Here is a 25,229-nt window from a genome sequence, read left to right on the forward strand (position 1 = left end):
ATAAAGGTGTGAACCCTGGCAATGATTATTTGGATCAATGGAACGTTTGGTGTCGGTAAAACAACGGCTGCACAAGGATTGCAGCAACGGATCAAAGGATCACATGTGTTTGATCCGGAATTGACAGGTCAACTGTTGCGTCAACAGCTTCCGCAAGCGGACCAGCCTGATGATTTTCAAGATGCGCCGCTTTGGCGCCGCCTAAATCTGCTCCTGCTTGAACAGCTGGATCAGGCATCTGCCGTCATCCTCGTACCGATGACGTTAACAAATAGTACGTATTTTGAAGAAATCATCGGTGCCTTAAGAAAAACCGGACATCAGGTGCATCACGTGACGTTGATGGCGAGTCCGAAAACCGTCAGACGCCGGTTGCGAAGCCGATTTGAACGCGGACAGTCCTGGGGCGGGAAACAAGCCGAGGACCGGTTGCGTGAGCTTTCCCATCCGCTCTTCTCGCATCATCTTCAGACGGACGCCATGTCGAAACAGCAAATCGTTGATGCCATCGGATTAGTCTGTAATCTTCGGTTATTGCCGCCACGGAGCGTAAGAGACAGGATTGAAACGGCAGGATTGAGGGAAATAAAGGTGTGATGCGGAACTGTTGTTTCGTATCACACCTTTATTTTTGTAGTTTTAGTAGGAGGCTTTAGCAATATGAAACAATGGATGACTGAAAAACTGGGGAGACAGCTGATGGCCGTTTTTTACAGCGTGTTTGTCTGGAGTGTACTCACATCTGTCGCTAGTTATCTTTATATCGACAATTCGGCTGGTCAGACGAAGGAACAAGTACTTGCTCAACTGCAACAAACCCAGTGGTTCTGGTTTTTGAACTTATTGATTTTTCTTTTATGCTTATTATTCATCGTCCGACCGTTGATTGGCCGGCTGACGATGCAGTTACATGAACTGAATATCAAAAGTCAGCGACTTGCGGAAGGAAAATCAATTTCGCTCGAACACGATGTACTGGTGGAGAACGAAGTCGGGCAACTGACGGAATCCTTTTATCGGATGGCCCGTTCAATCTCCTCGCAACACACGGAGCTGTCACGAAAAAATCAGTTGATGGAACAGAATCAAGAAGCCCTTAAAAGTAAACAAACGGAACTGGAACAGGCACTCGAAGTCACACGTTCGAACGAATTGCATCTGCAGGACCGTAATGAACTGATTGAAACACTTGCTTCGAAGGAAAGTTTGTTTGATTATTCCTCGGTCATCAGTACGATTGTCCGTTTGACGAAAACCGAGTTTGGAGCCCTGTTATTGATTAAAAACAATGAGATCTCCTCGGTCGTTCCAAAAGAAATGACGGAAGAACAGCAGGAGAGCCTAAAAACCGAATCGTTACTGCTCAAACGGGTTATGATTTCGAAAGAACGTGCCAATTCTTCGAAAAAAGTCGCCAATGACAGTTTGATTGGTTTCCCATACTACATTTATGAAGCCGTCATCCCCATCATGGATCAGGCGAAAGATGAACTGATTGCCTGCCTCTATCTGGCACGGTTCGATCAACCCTTCAACACAAAAGAATTGAATGAACTGGAATCGTTCTCGAAACAGATTGCGATTTCCTTGATGCGGATGTCACTGTATGAACAAATGGAATACGAACGAAAAGAGACAGCCCAACTGCTGAATTCAGTCCGGGAAGCCATCCTCTATATCAAACATGACGAAAAAATGATTCTTGGGAATCAGGCGTTATTTGATATCTTCGAATCGTTACAGATCGAAGAAGACAACGATTCGATGACATTCCTCGAAGTGCGGCCGGAGACGATGTTTGAACAGGTCGATCAAAAAGAGGCATTTGAAGCATATTTTGAAGAAGTCTTATCTGGTCAGATTCCGGAGGGGATGTTTTCGTTATCGATTGACCAAGGGGAATATTTCATTCAGGTCTATGCGGAAGAAATCATGCTCAGTGAACAGGCAAAAGGAACGATTCTTGTATTCCGGGACGTGACGGCGGAAACGGAAGTCGACCGGATGAAGTCGGAACTTGTCTCGACCGTCTCGCACGAACTGCGGACACCGCTTTCTTCCATTTACGGGTTCACGGAACTGATGCTCAAACGCAAACTGGATCCGGAACGGAACAAACGCTACCTGCAGACGATTCATGATGAATCGAAACGATTGACGGATCTTGTCAGCGATTTCTTAAATGTTCAACGGATGGAGTCCGGGAAACATTCCTACGATAAAGAAGTGTTTGATCTGATTGATACGGTCCGGGAACAGACACGTTTTTATCAGGCGTCAACCGAACAACATCGTCTGCAGCTGGATGTCGATGAAAATCATGAGTTTTTGATTCATGCGGATAAAAACAGCATGAAACAACTGCTCGGTAATTTACTTCATAATGCAATCAAATATTCACCGGACGGCGGCGATGTTGTCATCTCGCTGACGCATCACCACAATCAGATTGAGTTAAGTGTCCGTGACTTTGGATTAGGGATTCCAAGCAGTGCGATGCCGCATCTGTTCAGCAAATTTTACCGGGTCGACAATTCCGACAGCCGTAAAATCGGTGGAACGGGCTTAGGTCTCTCGATTTGTAAAGAAATTGTCCGGGCACATGACGGCAATATTGATGTCGAATCGATTTTAGGGGAAGGTACCGTGTTTAAGGTATTGTTACCAAGTGTCTCCGATACATTGATTGAAATGAATTAAATCAAATAGGACAGGGCAGGAAGTGCGGAAAAGAATCATCCGTGTATCCTGTCCTGTTTTTTCGTGAACAGTGAGGTTTCTCATACCGGGAGAGGATAGAAGAAAAGTGGATGAGAGCAAATTCCATACGATTTTCTGAAAACATTTCGTGACGAAACACCCGTTTTCCTTGCAAATCATTTGAGATATGCAGGGATTGCCGCTCTCGGAAAGCTCTCGCTATAGTGGGGATACAGACAGAAACCACACGAATTTAGGGAGAGATGAAGATGGACGTACAGACACTATACGAACAAATCGTGGAGCATCCGTCAACGGATGAGATGCAGGAAAATGCCAATGTCGACGGAAAATCGCCGCTCGGCAAGCTGAACCGCCTTGCAGCTGTCACTGCAAAACAGATGATGCAGGATATGCTGCTGTCAACGGAAGCGAAACAGGCGCTTGCTGAAAACATCATCTACATCCATGATGCCGACTATTACGTGACCGGGACGACGACCTGTGTCCAACTGCCGCTCGGCCGGTTGTTACAAGATGGATTTACCATGGCCCATGGATCCATCCGTCCGGCACAGGATATCCGGTCGGCGTTAGCACTCGCCGCCATTATCATGCAGGCGAATCAGAATATGCAACACGGCGGGCAATCCTATCCGATGTTCGATTTTGATCTAGCTCCGTTTGTCGAAAAAACCTTTCAACGTCAATTGAAGAAAATTCATGACGTGGTCCCGAAATGGTCAAATCGGCGCAAGCGAGCCTACGCAATGTCAGAAACGTACGAAATGACCTATCAAGCCTGTGAAGCGTTTATTCATAACACGAATTCGATGCATTCACGCGGCGGCGGTCAAGTTCCCTTTATCTCGATTAATTACGGAACGGATACGTCGATGTTTGGCCGGATGTTGATTCGCGCCCTACTTGAAGCGACACGGGCGGGACTTGGAAAAGGCGAAACCCCGATTTTTCCGATTCAAATTTTTAAAATCAAGGCCGGGGTGACACTAAATGCAACGGATCCCAATTACGATCTATTTCAATTGGCGACCGAAGTGACAGGAAAACGGTTATTTCCGAACTTCGCATTTCTCGATGCCCCGTTCAATCAATCAGCGGATGATACGCCGGACACAGAAGTGGCGTACATGGGTTGCCGGACGCGAGTTCTTGAGAACCGGCAAGGCCGGGCGTCCGTCGTCGGGCGGGGAAACCTGTCGTTTACGAGTCTGAATCTCGTCCGTCTCGCTTTGATGACACAAAGTCTGGACCGGATGTTTGAAGCCGTTACCACGTACACGACTTTGATTTGTGAACAATTGTTGGAACGTTATCACTATCAAGCCAATCGGACGGCCGATGAGTTTACTTTTTTGTACCGGCATATCTGGCGCGGCGGAGAGACGCTTGCTGGATCCGACCGGGTCGAACCCGTTTTACGGCAAGGAACGTTGTCTGTCGGGTTCATCGGTTTGGCGGAAGCCTTAATTGTCCTGACGGGGCAACATCACGGGGAATCGGAACTTGCTCACGGAATCGGTCAAGCCTTGATTCGATTGATACGGACGATTGCCGATCAGTACGGGGAGAAAACCGGTCTGAATTTTTCCGTCCTGGCGACACCGGCAGAAGGATTATCCGGTAAATTCACGGTTGCAGATAAAGAACAATTCGGTGTCATTGAACGTGTGACCGATAAGCCGTATTATACGAACTCGTTTCATCTGCCGGTCGGGACGAACGTGACCATCCGGGAAAAAATCCGGCTCGAAGCACCGTTTCATGCCTTATGTAACGGCGGACACATCACGTATGTCGAGACGGACGGGGCACTCGCTGAAAATCCGGAAGCCATCGAAGATATCGTCCGGCTGATGGCGGAATCAGGCATCGGGTACGGTTCGATTAATCATCCGATTGACCGGTGTTTGACGTGCCGGACGGAACAGACAATGGAACAGGCATGTCCGGTGTGCGGCGGGGAAGAGATTGAACGGATTCGCCGGATTACCGGTTATCTGGTCGGGACGATGGACCGGTGGAATCCTGCCAAGCGGGCGGAAGAACAGGACCGGGTGAAACATGCGGCTGCTTCAGATTCTCGCTGATTCTGTCGTCGACGGTCCGGGTCTGCGAACGGTCGTCTTTTTTGCCGGTTGCCCCCACCATTGTCCCGGGTGCCATAATCCGGATTCCTGGGCGGTTGAAGGCGGAGAGGACTGTAGCGTGGAGCAAGTCATTGAACAGATTCAACAGATGGGTTCGTACCGGGTGACGATTTCCGGCGGAGAACCATTTTTGCAACAGCAGGCGTTATCCGAACTGGTCCACGCATTGACCGGCTATGACATCTATCTGTTTACCGGTTATCGGCTCGAACAGTTGCTTGATGATACACAGGCCCGACAAATCCTGTCACAGGTGGACTGTTTAATTGATGGTCGGTATATCCAGAGACTTCACGATCACTCTTTAGCCATTCGCGGCAGTACCAATCAACGGATTTTCAATCGGGAACAGCTTCAACTCATTCTCGAATAAAAAACAGGTCGTTTCCTCTCACTCGACATGAGAAGAAACGACCTGTTTGGTGATTATGCGTATTTTTTTTCACGTGCTTCTTCGATGTGAATGACGTCTTGATCGACTTTCCGTTTTTTAATGAAGAAGGATAACCCTAAAGCGAGTAAGGCGAGCAACGTAGCGATGAAGAACGTATCGTTGATGCCTTCGACCATCGATTGTGTGATGATCGTTTGCGGATTGGTCGTCGGCGTAGCGCTTGCTGCCAATTCTTTTGCATACCCGGCGGTCCGTGTTGTCATGACGGTGACGAGGAGTCCTGAACCGATTGCACCGGAGACTTGCGACAACGTGTTATTGAGTGCTGTCCCGTGCGGTGTCAAGTGTTGCGGGATATGGTTTAACCCGTTTGTCATGACCGGCATCATGACCATTGAAATACCGAGGAAGCGTAACGTATACATGATGACGAGGAATGAATACGCTGTATCTGCAGTCAGACGACTGAAGAAGAAGGTCGTCAGAACCGTCAGCGATAATCCGATCATCGCTAGAATCCGCGCACCGAAACGGTCAAACAGTCGGCCGGTAATCGGCGACATGAAGGCCATGACGAGTGCACCCGGCAACATCAAGAGTCCGGAGTGGAACGGTGAGATGCCGCGGATCGTCTGGACGTAGATCGGCATCAGGATCATGGCGGAGAACATCGACATGTTCAAGACCATTGAAATCGCCTGCGATAAAGCAAACATCGGATATTTAAAGATCCGGAACTCAAGCATCGGTTCATCAAGCCGGAATTGGCGTATAATGAACGAGGCGAGACTGATGACACCGATGGCAAGCGCACCGATGACTGTGAAAGAATCCCAACCAGCTGAACCGGCTGAACTGAAACCGTACAGTAATCCACCGAATCCGAAACTCGAGAGGACAAGTGAAAGTTTTTCGAGACGGAGTGTGCTTGTAACGACTTCTTTCTTTAATAAGAAAAATCCGATGACCAGAACGAGAAGAGAGATCGGTGTAACGATATGGAACAGCATCCGCCATTCATAATGTTCAAGCACCCAACCGGATAATGTCGGACCGATGGCGGGTGCGAACGTGATGACTAGACCGAAAATCCCCATGGCTTGTCCGCGTTTTTCGATCGGGAAGCCGTTTAACAAAACGTTCATTAACAGCGGCATCATGATGGCGGAACCGGATGCCTGTAACATCCGCGAGCCGAGCAGGACCGGAAACAGATCGGCTTGACCGGCGACAATGGTGCCGATCGAGAACAATCCCATTGCCGTCAAGAACAACTGGCGCGTCGAAAACTTTTGAACGAGAAAAGCCGACGTCGGAATCATGATTCCGTTGACCAGCATATAGCCGGTTGTCAGCCATTGCGCCGTACTGGCTTCAATGTTGAATGATTTCATGATCGATGGTAAAGCGATATTTAACAGCGTCGAGTTCAGGACGGCGACGAAGGCGCCGGCCATCAAGACCGCTAAGATTAAATAAAGACGAGATGATTGCTTCGTTGATTGCATTTCGTTATGCTCCTTTTGTACAGTAAGTCTATTTTGTTATACACTGATTCTACGACTTAGCTATCTTACCGTCTGAAGAAAAACATTACAAATTATTTGCTTTATACACTAAAGTATATAGATGATTTTTGAAAAACAGATCATTTAAAGAAAAGGATAATGACATGAACCCGAAAAAGAAACAGCTCCTTGATGCTGCCTACCAACTGTTCGTCGAAAAAGGATACCAGTCAACCTCGATCCAGGACATTTTAGATCAAAGTGTCGTCTCCAAAGGAACATTCTATAATTATTTTTCGTCGAAAAACGAACTGTTCATTGATGTCTTCAACACCGTCTTCGAAAAGATGCGTAACGCCCGAAAAGAAATCCTGGTCGGACGCGACGTCTCGGATTACGAGACATTCATTCAGCAAGGGAACTGCTACCTCGAACTGATGCAGAAGTACAAACTGTATACGTTGTTTGAAGAAGCGATTGCTTCGAATGAAAAAGAATTAAAAGCATTCATGGAAAATAACCGGCTGCTCGAAATCGAATGGACCTATCACCGGTTGCGCGATTTGTTCGGAGAAGCGAAAACACCGTATCTGCTCGATTTAGCAGTCATTTATACCGGCATGCTGCAATATGCGATGTACTTCTTCCGGCAATCGGAACGGAATACGCAACCGGAGCGGGTCGTCCGCTATGTCTTCAACCGGTTGACGCATCTCGTCGAAGATGTCAGCCGGACGGAAGAACAATTGATTCCGCCACGCTTCCTGTCGGTCTGGCTCGACCGTCCGCAAGATGAGGTCGTCATCCGGAAAGATTTATTCGAGAAGACGAATGCTCATATGAAGCAATTGATCACACTGTCCGTCATTTCAGAGGAATCAAAAGAAGCCCATGACGAGGTGCTTGATTTCATTTACGAAGAATTATTGGAACGGAAAAAACCGAAAATCCATCTGTTGAAGCGGGCACTCGAAACGTTGGCGGAAGATCCGATCTTCACCGGTCAGGAAATCATGGTCCGTTATCAGGAGATGGTCGATGAAATCGTCCGGATCCGGACGCGTCTTCAGTAAAGAAGGACTTGTTGTTTCAGGCAAAACCTCTTACTATAAAACGATGTATGTTAAACACAAGAAATGAGGAATTAGATGTTTTCACAATGGAGAAAAGAATGGGTTCTGCAACCGAAAGCAGATTTGTTATCCGGTATCGTCGTTGCCTTGGCACTGGTTCCGGAAGCGATTGCCTTTTCCTTAATCGCCGGAGTCAATCCGATGGTCGGCTTATATGCGTCCGTCATCATTGCCATCATCATCTCGATTGCCGGCGGCCGCCCGGGGATGATCTCGGCAGCAACCGGAGCGATGGCGCTTGTCGTGGTCCAGCTCGTTAAAGATCATGGCGTCGATTATTTACTGGCGGCCGGTATTCTCGCAGGGATCTTCCAGATTATTTTAGGTCTTGCCGGCGTCGCGAAATTATTACGTTTTATTCCCCGGGCCGTCATGGTCGGGTTCGTCAATGCCTTGGCCATCTTGATTTTTTCGGCGCAGCTGCCGCAGTTTGAAGGACAGAACTGGATCATGTACGCGATGGTCGCGGCGTCCCTTGCGATCATCCTGATCTTCCCGCGGTTTACGAAAGTCATCCCGGCACCACTCGTCGCGATTACAATCATGACCATCCTGACGGTCGCCTTTTCGCTCGATACACGTGTCATCGGCGACATGGGTCAGATTTCAGCTTCGCTGCCGAACTTCTTCCTGCCAAATATCCCGTTTTCACTGGAAACACTGCAAATCATCTTCCCGTATGCGTTGTCGCTTGCGTTCGTCGGTCTGATCGAGTCGTTGTTGACGGCGCGGATTGTCGATGAGATGACGAATACGACATCGAATAAAGCAATCGAATCCCGTGGACAAGGAATCGCCAACATCGTGGCCGGATTCTTTGGCGGTATGCCGGGCTGTGCGATGATCGGTCAATCGGTCATCAATGTCACATCCGGCGGTCGCGGTCGCTTGTCGACTTTCACAGCCGGAGCGTTTCTGATGCTTTTGATGGTGACGATGAACGATTTATTGATGACGATTCCGATGGGCGCCCTCGTCGGTGTCATGTTCTTTGTGTCGTACGCGACATTTGACTGGGGATCGTTTAAAATGCTGAAAAATTCGCCGAAAAGCGATTCCGCTGTCATGCTGGCAACGGTCCTCGTGACCGTCCTGACGCATGATTTGTCGATGGGCGTACTGGTCGGGATTTTACTCGCCGCGATTCTGTTTGCGTCGAAAATTTCGCAGATTGCTGTCAAACGTCAGGTCGAAGGGACAAACGTCGTCTACCGGATCAACGGTCCGATCTTCTTTGCGTCGACGACGGCGTTCGTCGAACAATTCGATTTGCCGGGAGACAGCGATTTCGAACGGATTACGCTTGATTTTACGCAGGCGCATTTGTTTGATGATTCGGCAACGGAAGCGATTGAAACGGTTGTCTTGAAATATCAGGCAGCCGGTCTGTCAGTCGAATTGGTTTCATTAAATGAAGAATCACAGGCACTTGTCGACCGTTTAGCCCGTCGCATTGCCTGAAGAAGAACCGTCCGAGACGTATTTCGGGCGGTTCTTTTTTCGTGAAAGCAGACGGTCACGGAGACTTTTCGGTATACTGGAAAAAAAGGGGGAATAGTCATGAAATGGTTTCGGTTTGAGCAAGAAGGAGAGTCACGGATTGGGGTCGAGGAAGCAGGTTTCCGGTACGACGTGACAACGCAGGTTTATACGGATTCGTTACTTGAAGTCATCGCACGGGGATTCGAGATGGATCTTGATCTGGATGTCGCACCACGGTTGAACGATGAGATCCGGTTACTCGCACCCTACATACCACCGCGCAACGTGATTTGTGTCGGGAAAAACTATGCCGATCATATCAAAGAGATGGACACGGCAGGAGCCGGGAAGTTTGTCCTGTTTACGAAGGCACCGAGCTCCATTGTCGGTCCGTTTGAAGCAATCGAGCGACATGCGGAGTTGACACAACAACTCGATTACGAAGGTGAGCTTGCCATCATCATCGGGACGTCCGGTCGTGATTTGACACCGGAAAATGCACTGGATCATGTCTTCGGTTACAGTATCGTCAATGATGTGACGGCACGGGATCTGCAAAAAGAGCATGTTCAATTTTTCCGCGGTAAATCACTCGACGGGTTTTGTCCGTTCGGTCCGGTCATCGTGACGGAAGACAGTTTTGATCCGACGGATGTACTGGTTGAGACGCGCGTCAACGGTCAACTGCGTCAATCGGGTTCGACGAAGCTGATGCTCCGGGATGTCGTGACGATTTTAACAGAAGTTTCCCGCGGGATGACCCTTGAAGCAGGGGATATCATCGCAACAGGAACACCGGCCGGCGTCGGACACGGGATGAAGCCGCCGGCGTATCTTCAGGATGGGGATGTCGTAGATATTTCGATTGAAGGAATCGGTCATCTGCAAAATCACGTCAAAGCCTAAAAATGAATAATCAATGACCGTCTTGTTTAAAACCGCTCAGAGAATGAGCGGTTTTTTTGCGTAAACGGTCATGGTATGACCGTTTTTGATGTATAATAGACGTATAATGGAATGTTATTGTCGAATAAAGTCGTATTTTGAAGGTTTTTTAACGAAAAACATAAAAAAATGAATGTTTTTGATTGATTTTTGAATGTAAACGCTTTATATTAAGGATGTGGAGGGAAACTCATGTTAACGAAAAAACGCCATCAACTGATTCTCGAGCTACTCGCCCGGGAAGAAGTCGTCAAAATGCAAACCATTGTTGATCAGACGGGAGCCAGTGAATCAACGATTCGCCGCGACTTATCACAACTTGAATCGGCTGGTCACCTACGGCGGGTTCACGGCGGGGCAACCGCCAACCATATGCAGATTGATGAACCGAGTTATTTCGAGAAAAGTGACCGTTTCGTGGAAGAGAAGGACCGGATCGCGAAAGCAGCGGCCGATTTGATCGAAGACGGAATGTACGTGTATCTCGATGCAGGAACGACGACGCTAGCCATCGTCCCTTATCTCGAACAAAAGGCGATTACAGTCGTGACGAACAGTCTTCCTCTAGCGAACACGTTACTCTATCACCGTATCCCGACGTTCGTCGTCGGAGGGCAACTCAAGCATTCGACCCAAGCACTTGTTGGTTACAATGCGCGTGAAGGAATGTTGATTTACCATTTTGATGTCGCTTTCCTTGGGATGAACGGTGTTCATCCGACTCAAGGTTTCACGACACCAGATCCGGAAGAGGCACTCGTTAAGAAGACCGCGATTGAGTTAGCGAAAAAGTCTTATGTATTAGTCGATGAGACGAAACTGGATGACATCAGTTTCAGCCGGGTCGCGTCACTGCGGGCGGCAACGATTATCACGATGACATCCAGTGAACAGGAAGCGAAATACAGTCAATATACAGAGGTGGTGAACGCGAAATGATTTATACACTGACACTCAACCCATCAATCGATTATTACGTCACGTTGCCGGTATTTGAGGCCGGACAAGTCAATCGTGTGGAGCAAGCGGAAAAAGTAGCAGGTGGAAAAGGAATCAATGTCTCACTCGTCTTAAGAAACTACGACGTCGAGACGGAAGCTCTTGGATTTTTAGGTGGCAGTACGGGGCAATTCATTCGTAACGAACTGGAAAAACAAGGTGTCCTGACCGCATTCACACCGATTGCTGATGAAACGCGGATCAACGTTAAGATCCGTGCCGATCAGGAATCGGAACTTAATGCGGCAGGTCCTCAAATCAAGGATGAAGAATTACAGGCGTTACTGGCTGCGTTCGAAACGATGCAGCCGGGTGACATCGTCGTCTTCGCCGGCAGCATTCCAAGCAGTCTGCCGCAGGATTTGTATCGGAAGATTGCACAAGTCCTGACGGAACGAGGCGTCAAATTCGCCGTCGATACGACGAAGGAAGCGATGCTTGAAGTTTTACCGCTCGGTCCGTTCATGATCAAGCCGAACCATCATGAACTCGGTGAAATCTTTGATGTCGATATCACGTCAAAAGAAATGGCTGTCCCGTATGCGCAACAACTTGTTGAACGCGGCGCGGAAAATGTCATCATCTCTTTTGCGGGTGACGGAGCGTTACTCGTCAACAAGCAGGGGGCCTACACGGCGAACACACCAGCCGGTAAGCTGATCAACTCAGTCGGTGCCGGAGATTCACTCGTCGCAGGATTCGTCGCCAGTTACGCGCTCGGACGGCCGCCGGAAGAAGCGTTCCGGTACGCAGTCACGACAGGCAGTGCCTCCGCTTACTCGTTTGGATTATGTACAAAAGAAGATATTGACCGTTTACTGACCGATGTCCAAGTCGTTGAACTCATTCAATCCTAAAAGGAGTGACAAACTCATGAAAATTACAGATCTGTTAACACGTGATACGATCCAACTCGATTTACGTTCGTCGAATAAAGCAGCTGTCATCGATGAACTCGTCGATGTACTCGATCGTGCCGGAAAATTAAATGACCGCTCTGCTTACCGCGAAGCCATCCTGGCCCGGGAAGCACAAAGTACGACCGGACTCGGTGAAGGAATCGCGATTCCGCATGCGAAGACGGCAGCCGTTAAATCACCGGCCATCGCTTTTGGACGTTCGACAGGAATCGATTACGAAGCACTTGACGGACAACCAAGCCGCTTGTTCTTCATGATTGCAGCCGGCGAAAATGCCGACAACGCGCACCTTGAAACATTATCAAAACTGTCTGTCTACCTGATGGACATGAAGTTCCGTGATACGATTCTTTCCGCTCGTTCGGAAGATGAAGTCATCGCTGCGATCGAAGCAAAAGAACGGGAAGAAGAAGGTCCGGTCGACGTCTCGTCGTCAAGTGTCGCACAGGACGCACCATATATTCTTGCCGTCACAGCATGTCCGACCGGTATTGCCCATACGTATATGGCAGCAGATGCCCTCCGTCAAAAAGCGGAAGAAATGGGTGTCCGCATCAAAGTCGAGACAAACGGTTCGACCGGCGTGAAAAACGGTCTGACAAGTCAAGATATTCAAGAAGCGACAGCCATCATCGTCGCTGCGGATAAAGCCGTCGAGATGGATCGTTTCAACGGGAAACACGTTGTCGAAGTTCCGGTCGCTCAAGGAATCCGTAAACCAAAAGAACTGATTGACCGTGCCGTTAAACAGGATGCACCGGTGTATAAAGGCAGTGGATCAAGCGACAGCTCAAAACCGGCCCGCGGCGGCTTCTACAAACACTTGATGAGCGGGGTTTCCGCCATGTTGCCACTCGTCGTTGCCGGCGGACTCTTAATCGCCATCAGCTTTTTCTGGGGCATCAACTCAGCGAACCCGGAAGATCCGTCATACAACGAATTTGCCGCTCAATTGATGTCGATTGGTAAAGCAGCCTTTGGTCTCTTAATTCCGATTCTTGCCGGATTCATCGCGATGTCGATTGCCGATAAACCGGGTCTCGCACCAGGTTTGATTGCCGGGTTCCTCGCAAGCCAAGGGAACGCTGGATTCCTCGGCGGATTGATTGCCGGTTTCCTTGCTGGTTATGTCGTTCTCTTACTGATCAAAGTCTTACAAGGTCTTCCGAAAGCTCTTGAAGGGATCAAACCGGTCTTGCTTTACCCGCTGTTCGGTTCATTCATCACAGGTATGATCATGTTGCTTGTCATCAACGAACCGATCGCTGCTTTCATGACATGGTTGACAGATTCACTCAACGGTCTCAGTGGCGGTAACGCGATCCTGCTCGGTATGCTCGTCGCAGCGATGATGGCGATTGATATGGGTGGTCCAATCAACAAAACGGCTTACGTCTTCGGAACAGCCGCTTTAACAGCAGGAAACACGGAAGTCATGGCAGCCGTCATGGCAGGTGGTATGGTTCCACCGCTTCTCGTTGCTTTCTCTTCCACATTGTTCGCACGTAAGAAATTTACACCGCAAGAACGCGAAGCCGGTATCGCTGCTTACGCAATGGGGGCTTCATTCGTCACAGAAGGTGCGATTCCATTCGCAGCAGCCGATCCACTTCGTGTCATCCCGTCAAGCGTCATCGGTTCAGCAATCGCCGGTGCCTTGACAATCGTCTTCGGTGTGTTGCTTCCGGCACCACACGGCGGTGTGTTCGTCTTCCCATTACTTGACGGACCATCAGGCACATTGATGGCAGTCCTCAGCTACGCTGGTGCGATCTTAATCGGAGCACTTGTCGGAGCTGCCATCCTCTCGATCTTGAAAAAACCGCTCGTCGATCAAGAAGTTGCGAAAAAAGAAATGACTTCTGGCACGGGAACAAAAGCTTCATAAGAAAAAATTATTCGATAAAATCACTCCAAGGCGACTTGGAGTGATTTTTTAATTGCCTTTTTCGGGTATTAGAGCAAGAATAGGGGGCGTATCCCCACTATAAAAGGAGGTTTGTATATGGGCGGTCAGTCTTTACAAATCGGACCACGTACCATCAAGACCGGACTTGCGGTCATTTTGGCGCTGATTATCAGCAACCTGTTTAATCTGAGCCCGATCCTACCTGCGATTTCGGCAGCGACAACGTTATTACCGTCCGTTTATCAGACATGGAAACAATTCCTCGAGGAAGCGGAAGCTAACCTGATCGGAGCCTTCCTGACGCTTGTCTCGTTATGGATTTTAGGTGACAACCCGGCTAATCCACTGGCAATCGGAATCGTCATCATGGCCGCCATCTCAATTTTATTGGCATTTGGTTTCGGCCGGACGATTCCCCACGTCGTCTTGATGATCATCGTCATCCTGGAAAGTGTTGAAGGGGCGACCGATCCATTGTGGCAAATCGTCCTGATCCGTTACTTACTCGTCATGCTCGGGATTGGTTGTGCCCTCGGTGTCAATGCGCTGATTTTCCCGCCGCGTTACGGAAATGTCTATTATCAGAAAGCCTCGAAACTGTTCGAGAAGCTGCTCGTCGTGACCCGGGCAATTGCCTTTGAAGGGAAAGTCACACCTTACCGGTCAGCCATCGACAAGATGAGCCGTTCGATGCTCGAAACGAAGACGTTGTTTAATCTGCACCGGGAAGAAATTCGCGGATCCCGGCAACGGCACGTCTCGTTACTGCGGAACCTGATCATTCTGCAACATATGCAGTCGTGTTTGGAACGGGGTGTCGCGACGGCAGAACGTTTCCGGGAGCGGGAGAAGGCGTTGAATTCGATTGCTGACGAGTTACGGAGCGAGTTGTTCTATCACCTGATGCATATCGCCCAGCGTCAGGAAAAGGTCTTGCTGACGTATGACTTGTTATTGACGGAAGAACCGCTCGCGATGGAAGATCTCGTCAAAGAAAACATTGCCTTCGTCAAACACTCGTTCCTTGACCGGGATGAGTTGGAAGAAGAAATCATCATGGAAATCCTGCCGATCGTCGTCGCGATGAACGAGTGGATTCAGGAACTGGAATTGTTTGAAAAACGGCTGAACGGGGCGCTTCGCCGCCATGTGACTTCGCTGTCGATCGAACAAAAATCAGTCCGTGATAAAACCTTTAACCGCTTTAAACGAAAAAAAGCGATTGACGAAAGTCAAAAGTAAGCGTATAGTCCTTCTTAACAGCACTTTAGTTGCTAACAGCATAACAGCATAACAGAACAAAAGGAATTGGACGAAGACGAAACCGAAGTAGAAACAATCTCCCTGTTTCAGAGAGCACGTGGCGCTGCGAACGTGTACACAGATTGGATCGAATTACAGTTTCCGAGTCTCTTGCCATGCAAGCGGAGAAAACCGTTATCCCGTAATGAAGCGATCTATGTCTACGTAGATTATCAGGGTGGTACCGCGGCCTTTTGTCGTCCCTGTCGAACATCTTTGTTCGGCAGGGACTTTTTGTTGTTCATCTACTTTCAAGGGGGAATTCATATGTCTACACCAATCATTCCAAGTCACTTACAACCACACGTCGCACCACAGCACTACGACGATTACACGCCGACGGATCACGCGGTCTGGCGTTACGTCATGCGACTGAATTTAAAGACGTTACAAGACACAGCCCATCCGGCATACCTCGAAGGACTCGCTGCGTCCGGCATCAGTCCGGAACGGATTCCGGATGTCCGGGAGATGACGGCCAACTTGAGCCGGGGCGGCTGGGGAACGGTCGCCGTTGACGGTCTGATACCGGGCGTCGCATTCTTTGATTTCCAAGGACACGGCTTGTTACCGATCGCAACGGATATCCGCAAGGTCGATAACATTCTCTACACACCGGCACCGGACATCTTGCACGAAGCAGCGGGACATGCACCAATCCTGATGAATCCGACGTACGCAGAATTCGTTCGCCGGTTCGGTGAGATCGGTGCCCATGCCTTTAACCATAAAGCGGAGCACGACGTCTTCAAAGCGTTGAAAAAATTGACGATTGTCAAAGAAAGTCCGTTTTCGACACCGGCTGACATCGAGAAGGCGGAAATTGCCCTTGCTGAAACCCGGACCCATGTGACCGGTATCTCGGAAGCGAATGAAATTTCACGTCTGTTCTGGTGGACGGTTGAGTTTGGTCTCATCGGTGATCTCGACAATCCGCAAATCTACGGAGCCGGTCTTTTATCATCAGTCGGTGAAAGCCGTCACTGTCTGACAGACGCGGTCGTCAAACATCCGTTTTCACTTGCGAAAGCACTGGCGACGAAACATGACGTCACGAGCATGCAAAAAGAACTGTTTGTCTGCGAATCATTCGAACAGCTCCGGGAAGCCCTGGAGGAGTTTGCGCAGACGATGTCATACGTCCGCGGCGGTATCCACGGGTTGACGAAAGCCGTCGAGTCAGGCAACCTTTCGACGCTTGTCTTTGACAGCGGCGTCTCGCTTGTCGGTGTGCCGGAAACACAGGAAATCCATGAATCTCTGCACCTCGTTAAGCTGACCGGTCCGACAGCGCTTGCTGCGAACGGTGAAGTTTTGACAGGACAAGGGCTCGCCGATCATCCGGAAGGATTTACACTCCTTCACGGACAAGAACTGAATGAAGTCCTGATGCAAGTCAAAGTCGGAGAGCAACTCGACTGGACAGAAGGGACAGTTCATCTCACAGGACAAATTTCAGCGATTCAAAATGTTAACGGTCATCGGGCACTCGTCATTCTGGAAGACGCGCAGGTGACAAATGCCGGTCAAACAACAGCGATGGACCGGATGGAACTGGTCGTCGGTGAAATCACATCAGCTTTCCCAGGAACAGAAGTCGAAGCGTTAAAACCGATTCCTGAGACAGTCGAATTCGAACGGATTGAACGTCCGTTGACAGCAGCCGACCCAATCTTTGAAGCTGTTCGGGAAATGCGGGAAGGACGGGCTGACCGTCAATTGTTGCCACAGTTGATTGACCGGACACTCAATCAATTACCGGATGCTTGGTTACTCCGCCTGGAGTTGCTCGAACTGGCCGATGAAGTCGATCAGCCGCGACTAATCGCTGATCTCGACCGTTTGAAGCAGACATCGATCGAACGGGAAGAATTGATTACACGCGGTATGCGTCTGCTGGATCTCGTCCGGTAAGCGGACGGTCGAGAAATCCCTTGAAACCTGTTAGAATGGAAACCGTGTGAAAGTGAAACGGAACAGGGGAGTGATCGATATGAAACAACCGAACTACTATCAGGACGTCAAACAATTCCATCAGACGTTCCATCATCCGGGGGCGGTTCAACCGACAGCGATTCCGCTCGACCGCGGTGTCAAACGGGCGACCTGGACAGCAGAAGAAGCAGTCGTCGAGTTCCTGCATCAGTCGTCGCAAAGCGAAACGGAGTTTTTAGCTGCCATCGAGACGTTTAAGGCAGGACTCGATCAGGCCGTTAAAAAATCACTGAAGGAAACCTATCCGGTGACGGAAGTCGAACGGCTCGTCGGTCAAGGCGATGCCTTGACGGATGCCCTGTACTTCATCATGGGCAGTTTTGTTGAAGCCGGTCTTGAGCCGGGGCCGTTGTTCGAAATCGTCCAACAGGCCAACATGGCGAAACTCGGTCCGGACGGCCAACCGATTTTCCGGGAATCGGATCAGAAGGTCATGAAGCCGGACGGCTGGTTGCCGCCGGAGCCGCAACTCGAAGCAGAAGTAGTGCGCCAAATGAAAGAAAAAGCATGAAAAAAGGAAGTAAGCCGCACATGCGGTTTACTTCCTTTTTGTTCAGACCTGATAACGGGACAACGACAACTTCCCGGGACGATCAAAGACGATTCCTTCCGCCTCGAGTGCCAGTTGCTGTTCGTCACCGTCCAGTGAAATTTCACCTTTGGCATTTAAGACTCGGTGCCACGGCAGGTGTTCCGTCCGGCTCAGGCTGTGGAGAATCCGTGCCACTTGCCGGGCTGCCCGCGGGTTTCCGGCAAGCCGGGCGACTTGACCGTACGTCATGACGCGTCCTGCCGGAATCGAGCGGATAATACCAACGACCTCTTGCGTAAACGGAATCAAAGGGTTTCCTTCGTGGAAACGATATACTGCTGAATTTTATCATCTTCGTCAAACCCGATCGTGACATCTGTGATCCCTTGTTGCAGACGGATTTGCAGTTCGAGCCGGTCTTTGATGTCATCGGCTTGTGCAATCGTCAACGACGGATCGACTTCAATCTCGACTTCGACATGGAAATGGTCCCCTTCCTTGATGACTTCGAGCTTACTGATGTCGCGAACATCGGCATCCTGCATGATGAGACCGCCGAGCCGTGCGGCCATCGTCTCATCGGCTTCACCAAGTGCGCCGGCCGCGTTTTGTAAAAAGACGTTGCCTACGACATAAAACATCATCAGTCCGATGATGATCGACGCAATCCCTTCCGCCTGATGGAACGGTGTCAGGTGCGAGATGATGACGGCAATCATGGCGACGAGTCCGCCGGCCGTTGCGACTAAATCTTCGAGGAAGACAAGACGTGTCGCGGGTTTTGCCTGCTTTAAGGCACGGAAGCTGTCGAGAATCAATTTGGGACCTTTTGTCGTGAGGCGGGCATCGTGGGCGATTTCCTGCATCGCTTTGTAAAAGACGCCGCTTTCGAGGACGACACCGACAAATAAGACGGACAGTGTAATCCAAAAACCGGTTGATTCGGTCGGTTCAATGATATGGGCAATGCCTTCATGAATCGTTTCGTAAGCCATGATGCCGACGAATAGAATCGCACCGAGTAATACGAGGTTGACGAGACGGCCGAACCCGTTCGGGAACCGTTTAGTTGGCGCCTTCTTACTGAGGGCGGAGCCGATGAAGACAAAAAACTGGTTGGCGGCATCGCCGAACGTATGCATCATTTCGGCAAACATAGCGACGTTTCCCGTTAAGACATAAGCAACTGCTTTGATGACGGCAATGATCGAGTTAACGATTCCGGCGGTCAAGGCGGAGCGGTTACCGCGTTTTAATAATGTAATGAATTCTCCCATGATGCGTCTCCTTTAGCTAATAAACTTGATTACTAATAGTAGTATGTTACACCAGATGGCTTGCTTAAAACCAATTCAAACAAAAAAAGACCAAATCGCTACAAGGCGATTCGGTCCAAAAAAGCTTATTTTAAATCTACTTTTTTGTTGATTTCATTCGAGTCGTCGTTACCGACGGCTTTTTTCAACAGCTGTTTGACGGATTTCGTCGTGTTTCCAGTTTCCCAGTATTCTGCGCCTTCCGTATTGACCTTGATCAGGACGACTTTCGGATCTTCATACGTCGTTCCGAGGTACGCTTCATAACGTGGGCTCCATAATTCTTTTTTACGGGCTACGTCTTCGACGAATTCAGCTTTCCCGCGGATCGAGACGTACGATTTGTCGACATAGGCGACGTTGACGTTCGGATTTTTAAGGATTTCATTATATTTGCCTGTATCTTTTGATGTAAGGAACCAGAGATCGCCATCGAACTCGATATCCTGAGTTTGCATCGGACGGGAGACAAGACCTTCATCTGAGATCGTCGTCAGCATCGCTGTTTCGATTTTATCGATTAATTTTTTGACCGTTTCAACGGCTTCTTGATTTGATGTATGGTTCGTTGACATGAAAAACACCTCATCCTCTAAGTTTTAATTGCGGCTACTTTAAGAATGTTCCCTGAATTTCAAATTGAAAACGTCGCCATCCGGTAAACAGGCAGTTTAATTGCATTCGGTTATTGGACAGGCGTACAGTTTAGACATGAAGTCAACACCATAGGGAGAGATTATAGATGAAATTAAGTATTTTAGACCAATCGCCGGTCTCAAAAGGACAGACCCCGTCAGAAGCTTTACAGGAAACGGTTGAACTGGCGAAGATTGCTGATGAACTCGGATATACACGGTTATGGGTATCAGAACACCATTTTGCGAAAACACTTGCCGGATCAAGTCCGGAAGTCTTGATTGCTTACATGGCAGCCGTTACGAAACAGATCCGTCTCGGTTCAGGAGGCGTCATGTTACCGCATTACAGTCCGTATAAAGTCGCGGAGAACTTCCGTGTCCTCGAGGGACTTGCACCAAACCGGATCGATTTAGGTCTCGGTCGGGCACCGGGTGGCATGCCGCTCGCGACACGTGCCCTTCAGGAAGGATCGTCACCGCGGTTCGGCGGAGCCGATTACGGCGCACAACTCGATGATCTCGTCGATTATTTAAAAGACGGGGCCCCGGCTGATCACCGGTTTGCAGGACTTGTTGCGACACCGGAAGTCGATACGACACCGGAAGCCTGGTTGCTCGGGTCAAGCGGCGGCAGTGCCTTGAATGCGGCGCAGCGCGGATTTGGTTTCGCGTTTGCCCACTTCATCAACGGACAGGGTGGTCAAGAAGTGATGGATTATTACCGTCATAACTTCATGGCGACGTCGTTTAATGAGACGCCGCAGACACTCGTCTCGATTTTCGTGACATGTGCCGAGACAACGGAAGAAGCGGAACTATTGGCTTCGAGTCTTGATTTGTCATTGCTCCTGCTTGAGAAAGGTGTCTCGTCAACAGGCACGCCGACTCCGGAAGAAGCGGCGGCTTACCAGTACTCGTTCCAAGATCAGTTCCGGATCGCCGAAAACCGGAAACGGATGATTGTCGGAAATCCGGAAGACGTCGCGCGTCAGTTGCAAAACCTCGCCGATTCATATGGAACAGATGAAGTGATGATTGCTTCGATGATTGCCGACAAGGATGCGAAACAACAATCACTCCGTCTGATTATGGATGCAGTCAAAGCAATGGTTTAAGTCTATCAAAACGTTCATCTCAGCTCGCTGAGGTGGACGTTTTTTCTGTTTCAAGCTGGTTTTCCGGTAAGCGTTCCATTTTGATATCGTGCCGCAAGTGAAAGAATCCGATACTGACGGTCACGAGTAAACCGAATGAACTGATCCCGAGAATCAGAGTGAGGGAAACGTGATCACTTAAGAAGCCGAATAACAACATACCGAGTGGAATGATGCCCATCGCAAGGGATTCCATGACACCGATGACCCGTCCTAAGTAAGCAGGGTCTGTTTGACGCTGGATGAGGAGTTGAATCGGAATGTTTGCCCGGAGGAGGATAAATCCGACGATGAAAGAGAAAACGAAAAAATAACCGAACGTCCAGTTTGATGGAATAAGGTCGAGTAACGGTAATACTGGTGAAAGAAACAGCATACCGACTAAAGCAATCGACTGAAACAATGTCACCAACGGACGCTTGATCGTAAAACGAGGCAGAGCAAGCATCAGGGAGCTGAGCAACAGACCCGTACCTAAAGCGGCTTCAATTGTTCCGAATTGGAAGGCGGTGAAGGTAAGGCGATCGAGCAGGATGATCGGATAGATGACTTCCAATGCAATGAAAAAGAAATTCAAGACAAGTGCCATCAAGATGAGTGTCGTCAGGACACGTTGTTTGAATAAATAGCGGTAACCTGATTGAAAGTCTGTCCAAAATGAAGGTGAGCTTTCTTCACCGGCAGAAGGAATTACCCGGAACGTCAGCCGCATGTTCCAAAGTGCGGCGAGTGAAAACAAGCTAAACGGTAAGAAGGTGAAGAGGTGGATCGGTGCAAAGGCTAACAGGAAACCAGCGAGCATCGGAGCAACGATTGAGGAAAGGGAACTGATACTTGAAATGAGGGAATTACCACGTTGTAGTTCCGCATCATCAAGCAATCGTGTCAACGAACTCATCAAAGTGACGGAAAGGAAGGTTGAAAGAGCAGTCAACAGGGCGCTGACAATCATGTAATGCATCGTCTGGACAGGAAAAAAGGTCGCGTAACCTGCAAATACGGCAAGTATGAAGGCACTTGATGCTTCGGTCGTGACGATGATTTTTTTCCGGTTCCAGCGATCAGACAGAACACCGGCAACAGGGGATAACAGAATCCGCGGCAGTGTCCCGGCGAGTAAGACAAGTGCGAATTGAAGCCCGGATGAAGTTTCCCGTAAAACGGTCAGACCGGCGACGAACGTAAACAGACTGGCGGCGAATAATGAACAAAACTTACCGAATAACAACCGTTGTAAATTTTTCGACATCATAATTCCTCCTTTTTGTTCAATTTAATTGAACTTTCCTTTATACTAGAGGAGCAGGGAAGAATTGTAAATGTAAAAGTTAAATTTAATTGAACTTACTTGATAGAGAGAGGTACTAACGATGCTGGGACAACGCATTAAAAGTTTACGGAAAGCGAAAAAATTAACACAGTCGGATGTCGCAGACGGCATCATGACGAAGTCGATGCTCAGTATGATCGAGAACGAAAAGGCGACACCGTCTTTACCGGCGTTACAATCGATTGCCCATCGTCTACATGTCTCCATCGACGCGTTATTGATTGATCCGCGTGCCGTCGAAATGAAGCAAATGATTGAAAAAATCAATTCGACCGCAAGCGGTTATTATGCGGAAGGACAAATTGCGACGATGCTTGAGCCGTATTTAGAGCCCGCCATCAATTCTTACTGGCAAGGGCAAATTTATTACGAATACGGAAGTGCTTTACGTTTTTCTGATACGGAAAAAGGATTACATTACTTCGATCTGGCGGAAGACGTATTTAAACAGCTTGGATTACGGGATGAACAGATTAAAGTACAAATTTCAAAAGTCTATTTTTTATTTTTCCTGCGCCGCTATGAAGAAGCGTACCGGAAGATTGACGGGATGATGATTTTTCAGGATGTCCCGCTCGCGCATGAGACATTTCTTGATTATCAAATGTTGCAGGCAATCCGTGTCAGTGTGATTGATGATAACTGGAGTCAGTCGATTGCTTTCTTACGGGAAGGAATCCGCTACATGCGGGAAAAGGGTGTCTACAGTGATGTCAGTAACTACCACCGGTTGCTCGCCCTGTTTTTAAGTTTGGAAAAGGAGTACGAAGCGGCAGAATTTGAACTCGAAAAATTACAGCACTTCTTTTTATTCACGGAAGCGACGGCACTTGATCAAATTCTTGTCGATTTGACGAAAGGATCGATTGCTGTCCATCGCAAGGATTATGCCGGAATTCGTGGGGCACGGGAACGGCTGATCGAAGTCGAGATTGAAGCCTGTCTTCATTACATCGGATATTTCGAAGTCTATCTTTGTCTGTGGAATGATTCAAAAGAGGAACTGACCTTTGACCTGCAGAGCGCCGTTTCTAAAATTTGGAGGAATGCCCAGTTATGGCGGGCCGGTGGTGAGTACGATCACGCGATGATGTTATATGCGCTCGCGTTTGCCATGCGGGCCGGAGTTGGATTGGATCGTCAAGCAGAAGTGGAAGAATTGACGATACAACTGTCACCCGGTCATTTCAAACGGCAAATTGAGGAAATGTTAGCGGAATTGGCATAAAAAACAGGACCAATCGGGATATCACCCAGTTGGTCCTGTTGGATTAAAGTGCTTTAAAACCAAGTAATTTTTGTGTCCAGTAACGCTCAGACAGGCGACTGATCCCGAGTGACGGTGTGTTGGCATGAATGAACTGATCGTTGTTCAACATGATGCCAATGTGCGTCGGACCGGCTGCATACGTATTTTCGAAGAAAATGATGTCGCCGCGGACCGGTTGACGTAATTTCGATAATTTTTGACCGAGGTAGCCGTCATTGTTCCAGTAGCCGTTGACGTTCGTCCGGGCCACTTTGTAGCCGGCCGTATTGAGCGCATAGTTGATGAAGCCGGAGCAATCGAATCCACCGTTGACGGGACTGCTTGAACCCCAGACGTACGGCGTACCAAGGTACTGTTGACCGATTGAGATGGCTTTTTCCATGATGCCTGACGCCGGAATCGTCGTCGTTGGCGGAGTGACGGGTGGTGTCACCGGAGTAGAGACAGAGCCGGTCGTGATGTAGGTTTTAGCCACATAATAATAAGCGGTACCAATTTTAATCTGATACCAACCGGCACTTGTACCGGTCGTTTCGCCCATGACTTGAACCGTTGATCCGTGTGCAAGTTGTGTGAAGACGGTCGATGCCGTCGATGGAGCAGTCCGGACATTTAAGCCGGTCGGTGCATCGACTTTATACGTTTTCGACTGGTCGACCGGTGTGACAGAGACACCCGGTGTTGAAGGAGCGGGCGGCGGTGCATCCTTAGCCGTCGCTGAGACATAACTCGAGGCGACATACAGTGCTTTGCCGTCTAATTGAATTTGATACCACGTATCGACCGCACCTGTTACTTTCAGGACGGTTTTGTGCGCCAGCGTTTTATAGATTTTTCCTGTCGTCGAAGCGGAAAGGCGGGCATTTAGCCCTTCTTTAGCATTGACTTCGTACTGCTTGGACGAATCGACAGCTTTGACGGCCGTTGAAACAGGAGGTGTGACCGGTGTCGTGACCGGCGGTTTTGATCCTGTCGTCACGGTCGATGTTTTAGCGGTGACCAGTGTCGTATGGACATAAGCGGATTTGTTTTTGTAATTGATTTCGTACCATTCACCGGTTTTCTTTTTAACGGAAAGACTGACGTTCTTCGCCAGTTTACCGAGCGATTTAGAAGCGGTCGTTGCTTTCTCACGCACGTTGACGGACGAGGTGTTCGTTATGTAGGTCGTGGTTGTCGGTGCTTTTGCTGGAACGGTTTTGACGTATGCGGCTGTAATGAAAGCCTTTTTCGATTGGTGACGAATTTCGTACCAGGATCCGGTCTTTTTGACTGCAGTGACCGTCGTTCCTTTTTTAAGTGTGGTGATGACAGGAGCGGAAGTAGTGGCAGCAGTCCGGATGTTGACGTTGTCTGTCAAGATGAGTGTCGTTGATGCGGCTTCGACGCCAGTGGCTGAGCTGATCAGCGCAAGTGTCGTCAAAGTGAGAAAAGTCTTTTTCACGTAGTGTGGCTCCCTTCCAAAATAGTCAGTCTTGTTCGATGAGGCATCGAATCATTGTTACCATTTTGTCATAAGAAGACAGGGATT

At 49.0% G+C, this 25,229-nt stretch carries 21 protein-coding genes and 1 other annotated feature; of the genes, 15 read left to right on the forward strand and 6 right to left on the reverse strand.

What is annotated here, in order from left to right:
- Nucleotides 1-21: 21 nt before the first annotated feature.
- The 4 genes from KNP91_RS02020 to nrdG all read left to right on the forward strand — a co-directional run bounded on the left by KNP91_RS02020 (nucleotide 22) and on the right by nrdG (nucleotide 5,244).
- Entirely contained in the window at nucleotides 22-597 is a 576-nt protein-coding gene (locus KNP91_RS02020; RefSeq protein WP_214765280.1) for an AAA family ATPase, read from the forward strand.
- A 63-nt stretch (nucleotides 598-660) separates the two neighbouring features.
- On the forward strand, nucleotides 661-2,700 hold the full coding sequence (locus tag KNP91_RS02025) for an ATP-binding protein (protein ID WP_214848331.1): 2,040 nt from the start codon (nucleotides 661-663) through the stop codon (nucleotides 2,698-2,700).
- A gap of 269 nt (nucleotides 2,701-2,969) precedes the next feature.
- Nucleotides 2,970-4,811 (forward strand): anaerobic ribonucleoside triphosphate reductase, encoded by a 1,842-nt coding sequence (locus tag KNP91_RS02030; RefSeq protein WP_214765279.1) that lies wholly within the window; start codon nucleotides 2,970-2,972, stop codon nucleotides 4,809-4,811.
- On the forward strand, nucleotides 4,786-5,244 hold the full coding sequence (gene nrdG / locus KNP91_RS02035) for an anaerobic ribonucleoside-triphosphate reductase activating protein (protein ID WP_012369954.1): 459 nt from the start codon (nucleotides 4,786-4,788) through the stop codon (nucleotides 5,242-5,244). Before KNP91_RS02030 ends, nrdG begins: the two co-directional genes overlap by 26 nt.
- Nucleotides 5,245-5,297: 53 nt before the next feature.
- On the opposite strand, the gene KNP91_RS02040 is transcribed toward nrdG, so the two are convergent.
- A complete protein-coding gene (locus KNP91_RS02040) occupies nucleotides 5,298-6,773 on the reverse strand; it encodes a DHA2 family efflux MFS transporter permease subunit (RefSeq protein ID WP_214765278.1) in 1,476 nt (491 codons plus the stop codon).
- Between the two features lie 164 nt (nucleotides 6,774-6,937).
- On the opposite strand from KNP91_RS02040, the gene KNP91_RS02045 reads away from it, so the two are divergent.
- The 9 genes from KNP91_RS02045 to KNP91_RS02085 all read left to right on the forward strand — a co-directional run bounded on the left by KNP91_RS02045 (nucleotide 6,938) and on the right by KNP91_RS02085 (nucleotide 17,969).
- Nucleotides 6,938-7,846 (forward strand): TetR/AcrR family transcriptional regulator, encoded by a 909-nt coding sequence (locus KNP91_RS02045; RefSeq protein ID WP_012369956.1) that lies wholly within the window; start codon nucleotides 6,938-6,940, stop codon nucleotides 7,844-7,846.
- Between the two features lie 75 nt (nucleotides 7,847-7,921).
- Entirely contained in the window at nucleotides 7,922-9,367 is a 1,446-nt protein-coding gene (locus KNP91_RS02050; RefSeq protein WP_214848334.1) for a SulP family inorganic anion transporter, read from the forward strand.
- 99 nt (nucleotides 9,368-9,466) lie between these two features.
- Complete coding sequence (locus KNP91_RS02055) at nucleotides 9,467-10,294, forward strand: fumarylacetoacetate hydrolase family protein (RefSeq protein WP_214848337.1); 828 nt, start codon at nucleotides 9,467-9,469, stop codon at nucleotides 10,292-10,294.
- 231 nt (nucleotides 10,295-10,525) lie between these two features.
- Nucleotides 10,526-11,272 (forward strand): DeoR/GlpR family DNA-binding transcription regulator, encoded by a 747-nt coding sequence (locus KNP91_RS02060; protein ID WP_012369959.1) that lies wholly within the window; start codon nucleotides 10,526-10,528, stop codon nucleotides 11,270-11,272.
- Entirely contained in the window at nucleotides 11,269-12,189 is a 921-nt protein-coding gene (gene pfkB, locus KNP91_RS02065) for a 1-phosphofructokinase (protein WP_012369960.1), read from the forward strand. The genes KNP91_RS02060 and pfkB overlap by 4 nt, the downstream gene beginning before the upstream one ends.
- Before the next feature lie 16 nt (nucleotides 12,190-12,205).
- Entirely contained in the window at nucleotides 12,206-14,140 is a 1,935-nt protein-coding gene (locus KNP91_RS02070; protein ID WP_114596213.1) for a PTS fructose transporter subunit IIABC, read from the forward strand.
- Between the two features lie 117 nt (nucleotides 14,141-14,257).
- Nucleotides 14,258-15,403, forward strand: a complete 1,146-nt coding sequence (locus KNP91_RS02075; RefSeq protein WP_114596212.1) for an FUSC family protein — start codon at nucleotides 14,258-14,260, stop codon at nucleotides 15,401-15,403.
- A gap of 64 nt (nucleotides 15,404-15,467) precedes the next feature.
- Nucleotides 15,468-15,671 (forward strand) — a binding site (T-box leader).
- Between the two features lie 59 nt (nucleotides 15,672-15,730).
- Nucleotides 15,731-17,377, forward strand: a complete 1,647-nt coding sequence (locus tag KNP91_RS02080; RefSeq protein ID WP_214848340.1) for an aromatic amino acid hydroxylase — start codon at nucleotides 15,731-15,733, stop codon at nucleotides 17,375-17,377.
- Between the two features lie 79 nt (nucleotides 17,378-17,456).
- Nucleotides 17,457-17,969, forward strand: coding sequence for a pyrophosphohydrolase domain-containing protein (locus KNP91_RS02085; protein ID WP_214765270.1), 513 nt, complete (start codon nucleotides 17,457-17,459; stop codon nucleotides 17,967-17,969).
- A 42-nt stretch (nucleotides 17,970-18,011) separates the two neighbouring features.
- Here KNP91_RS02085 and KNP91_RS02090 read toward each other — a convergent pair whose 3' ends face one another.
- From KNP91_RS02090 to KNP91_RS02100, 3 genes are all read right to left on the reverse strand, one after another.
- Nucleotides 18,012-18,299, reverse strand: coding sequence for an MGMT family protein (locus tag KNP91_RS02090; RefSeq protein ID WP_214848343.1), 288 nt, complete (start codon nucleotides 18,297-18,299; stop codon nucleotides 18,012-18,014).
- Nucleotides 18,296-19,267, reverse strand: coding sequence for a cation diffusion facilitator family transporter (locus tag KNP91_RS02095; protein WP_214848346.1), 972 nt, complete (start codon nucleotides 19,265-19,267; stop codon nucleotides 18,296-18,298). The genes KNP91_RS02090 and KNP91_RS02095 overlap by 4 nt, the downstream gene beginning before the upstream one ends.
- A gap of 125 nt (nucleotides 19,268-19,392) precedes the next feature.
- Nucleotides 19,393-19,881, reverse strand: coding sequence for a pyridoxamine 5'-phosphate oxidase family protein (locus KNP91_RS02100; RefSeq protein ID WP_214848349.1), 489 nt, complete (start codon nucleotides 19,879-19,881; stop codon nucleotides 19,393-19,395).
- A gap of 167 nt (nucleotides 19,882-20,048) precedes the next feature.
- On the opposite strand from KNP91_RS02100, the gene KNP91_RS02105 reads away from it, so the two are divergent.
- The gene (locus KNP91_RS02105; protein WP_214848351.1) at nucleotides 20,049-21,059 is read left to right on the forward strand and encodes an LLM class flavin-dependent oxidoreductase; all 1,011 of its coding nucleotides are present in this window, start codon (nucleotides 20,049-20,051) and stop codon (nucleotides 21,057-21,059) included.
- A gap of 19 nt (nucleotides 21,060-21,078) precedes the next feature.
- On the opposite strand, the gene KNP91_RS02110 is transcribed toward KNP91_RS02105, so the two are convergent.
- Nucleotides 21,079-22,347 (reverse strand): MFS transporter, encoded by a 1,269-nt coding sequence (locus tag KNP91_RS02110; protein WP_214848354.1) that lies wholly within the window; start codon nucleotides 22,345-22,347, stop codon nucleotides 21,079-21,081.
- Between the two features lie 121 nt (nucleotides 22,348-22,468).
- Between KNP91_RS02110 and KNP91_RS02115 the strand changes: the two genes are divergently transcribed.
- Entirely contained in the window at nucleotides 22,469-23,656 is a 1,188-nt protein-coding gene (locus KNP91_RS02115) for a helix-turn-helix domain-containing protein (protein WP_214848356.1), read from the forward strand.
- 43 nt (nucleotides 23,657-23,699) lie between these two features.
- Here the strand turns inward: KNP91_RS02115 and KNP91_RS02120 are convergent, their stop codons facing one another.
- Nucleotides 23,700-25,142, reverse strand: a complete 1,443-nt coding sequence (locus KNP91_RS02120) for a C40 family peptidase (protein WP_214765258.1) — start codon at nucleotides 25,140-25,142, stop codon at nucleotides 23,700-23,702.
- Between the last annotated feature and the right edge of the window lie 87 nt (nucleotides 25,143-25,229).

This window comes from Exiguobacterium sp. s138 (assembly GCF_018618775.1).
Classification (GTDB): domain Bacteria; phylum Bacillota; class Bacilli; order Exiguobacteriales; family Exiguobacteriaceae; genus Exiguobacterium_A; species Exiguobacterium_A artemiae.

Coding starts and splice junctions, on each gene's coding strand:
- KNP91_RS02020 (WP_214765280.1), top strand. CDS start 22: ATGATTATTTGGATCAATGGAACGTTTGGTGTCGGTAAAACAACGGCT.
- KNP91_RS02025 (WP_214848331.1), top strand. CDS start 661: ATGAAACAATGGATGACTGAAAAACTGGGGAGACAGCTGATGGCCGTT.
- KNP91_RS02030 (WP_214765279.1), top strand. CDS start 2,970: ATGGACGTACAGACACTATACGAACAAATCGTGGAGCATCCGTCAACG.
- nrdG (WP_012369954.1), top strand. CDS start 4,786: ATGCGGCTGCTTCAGATTCTCGCTGATTCTGTCGTCGACGGTCCGGGT.
- KNP91_RS02040 (WP_214765278.1), bottom strand. CDS start 6,773: ATGCAATCAACGAAGCAATCATCTCGTCTTTATTTAATCTTAGCGGTC.
- KNP91_RS02045 (WP_012369956.1), top strand. CDS start 6,938: ATGAACCCGAAAAAGAAACAGCTCCTTGATGCTGCCTACCAACTGTTC.
- KNP91_RS02050 (WP_214848334.1), top strand. CDS start 7,922: ATGTTTTCACAATGGAGAAAAGAATGGGTTCTGCAACCGAAAGCAGAT.
- KNP91_RS02055 (WP_214848337.1), top strand. CDS start 9,467: ATGAAATGGTTTCGGTTTGAGCAAGAAGGAGAGTCACGGATTGGGGTC.
- KNP91_RS02060 (WP_012369959.1), top strand. CDS start 10,526: ATGTTAACGAAAAAACGCCATCAACTGATTCTCGAGCTACTCGCCCGG.
- pfkB (WP_012369960.1), top strand. CDS start 11,269: ATGATTTATACACTGACACTCAACCCATCAATCGATTATTACGTCACG.
- KNP91_RS02070 (WP_114596213.1), top strand. CDS start 12,206: ATGAAAATTACAGATCTGTTAACACGTGATACGATCCAACTCGATTTA.
- KNP91_RS02075 (WP_114596212.1), top strand. CDS start 14,258: ATGGGCGGTCAGTCTTTACAAATCGGACCACGTACCATCAAGACCGGA.
- KNP91_RS02080 (WP_214848340.1), top strand. CDS start 15,731: ATGTCTACACCAATCATTCCAAGTCACTTACAACCACACGTCGCACCA.
- KNP91_RS02085 (WP_214765270.1), top strand. CDS start 17,457: ATGAAACAACCGAACTACTATCAGGACGTCAAACAATTCCATCAGACG.
- KNP91_RS02095 (WP_214848346.1), bottom strand. CDS start 19,267: ATGGGAGAATTCATTACATTATTAAAACGCGGTAACCGCTCCGCCTTG.
- KNP91_RS02100 (WP_214848349.1), bottom strand. CDS start 19,881: ATGTCAACGAACCATACATCAAATCAAGAAGCCGTTGAAACGGTCAAA.
- KNP91_RS02105 (WP_214848351.1), top strand. CDS start 20,049: ATGAAATTAAGTATTTTAGACCAATCGCCGGTCTCAAAAGGACAGACC.
- KNP91_RS02110 (WP_214848354.1), bottom strand. CDS start 22,347: ATGTCGAAAAATTTACAACGGTTGTTATTCGGTAAGTTTTGTTCATTA.
- KNP91_RS02115 (WP_214848356.1), top strand. CDS start 22,469: ATGCTGGGACAACGCATTAAAAGTTTACGGAAAGCGAAAAAATTAACA.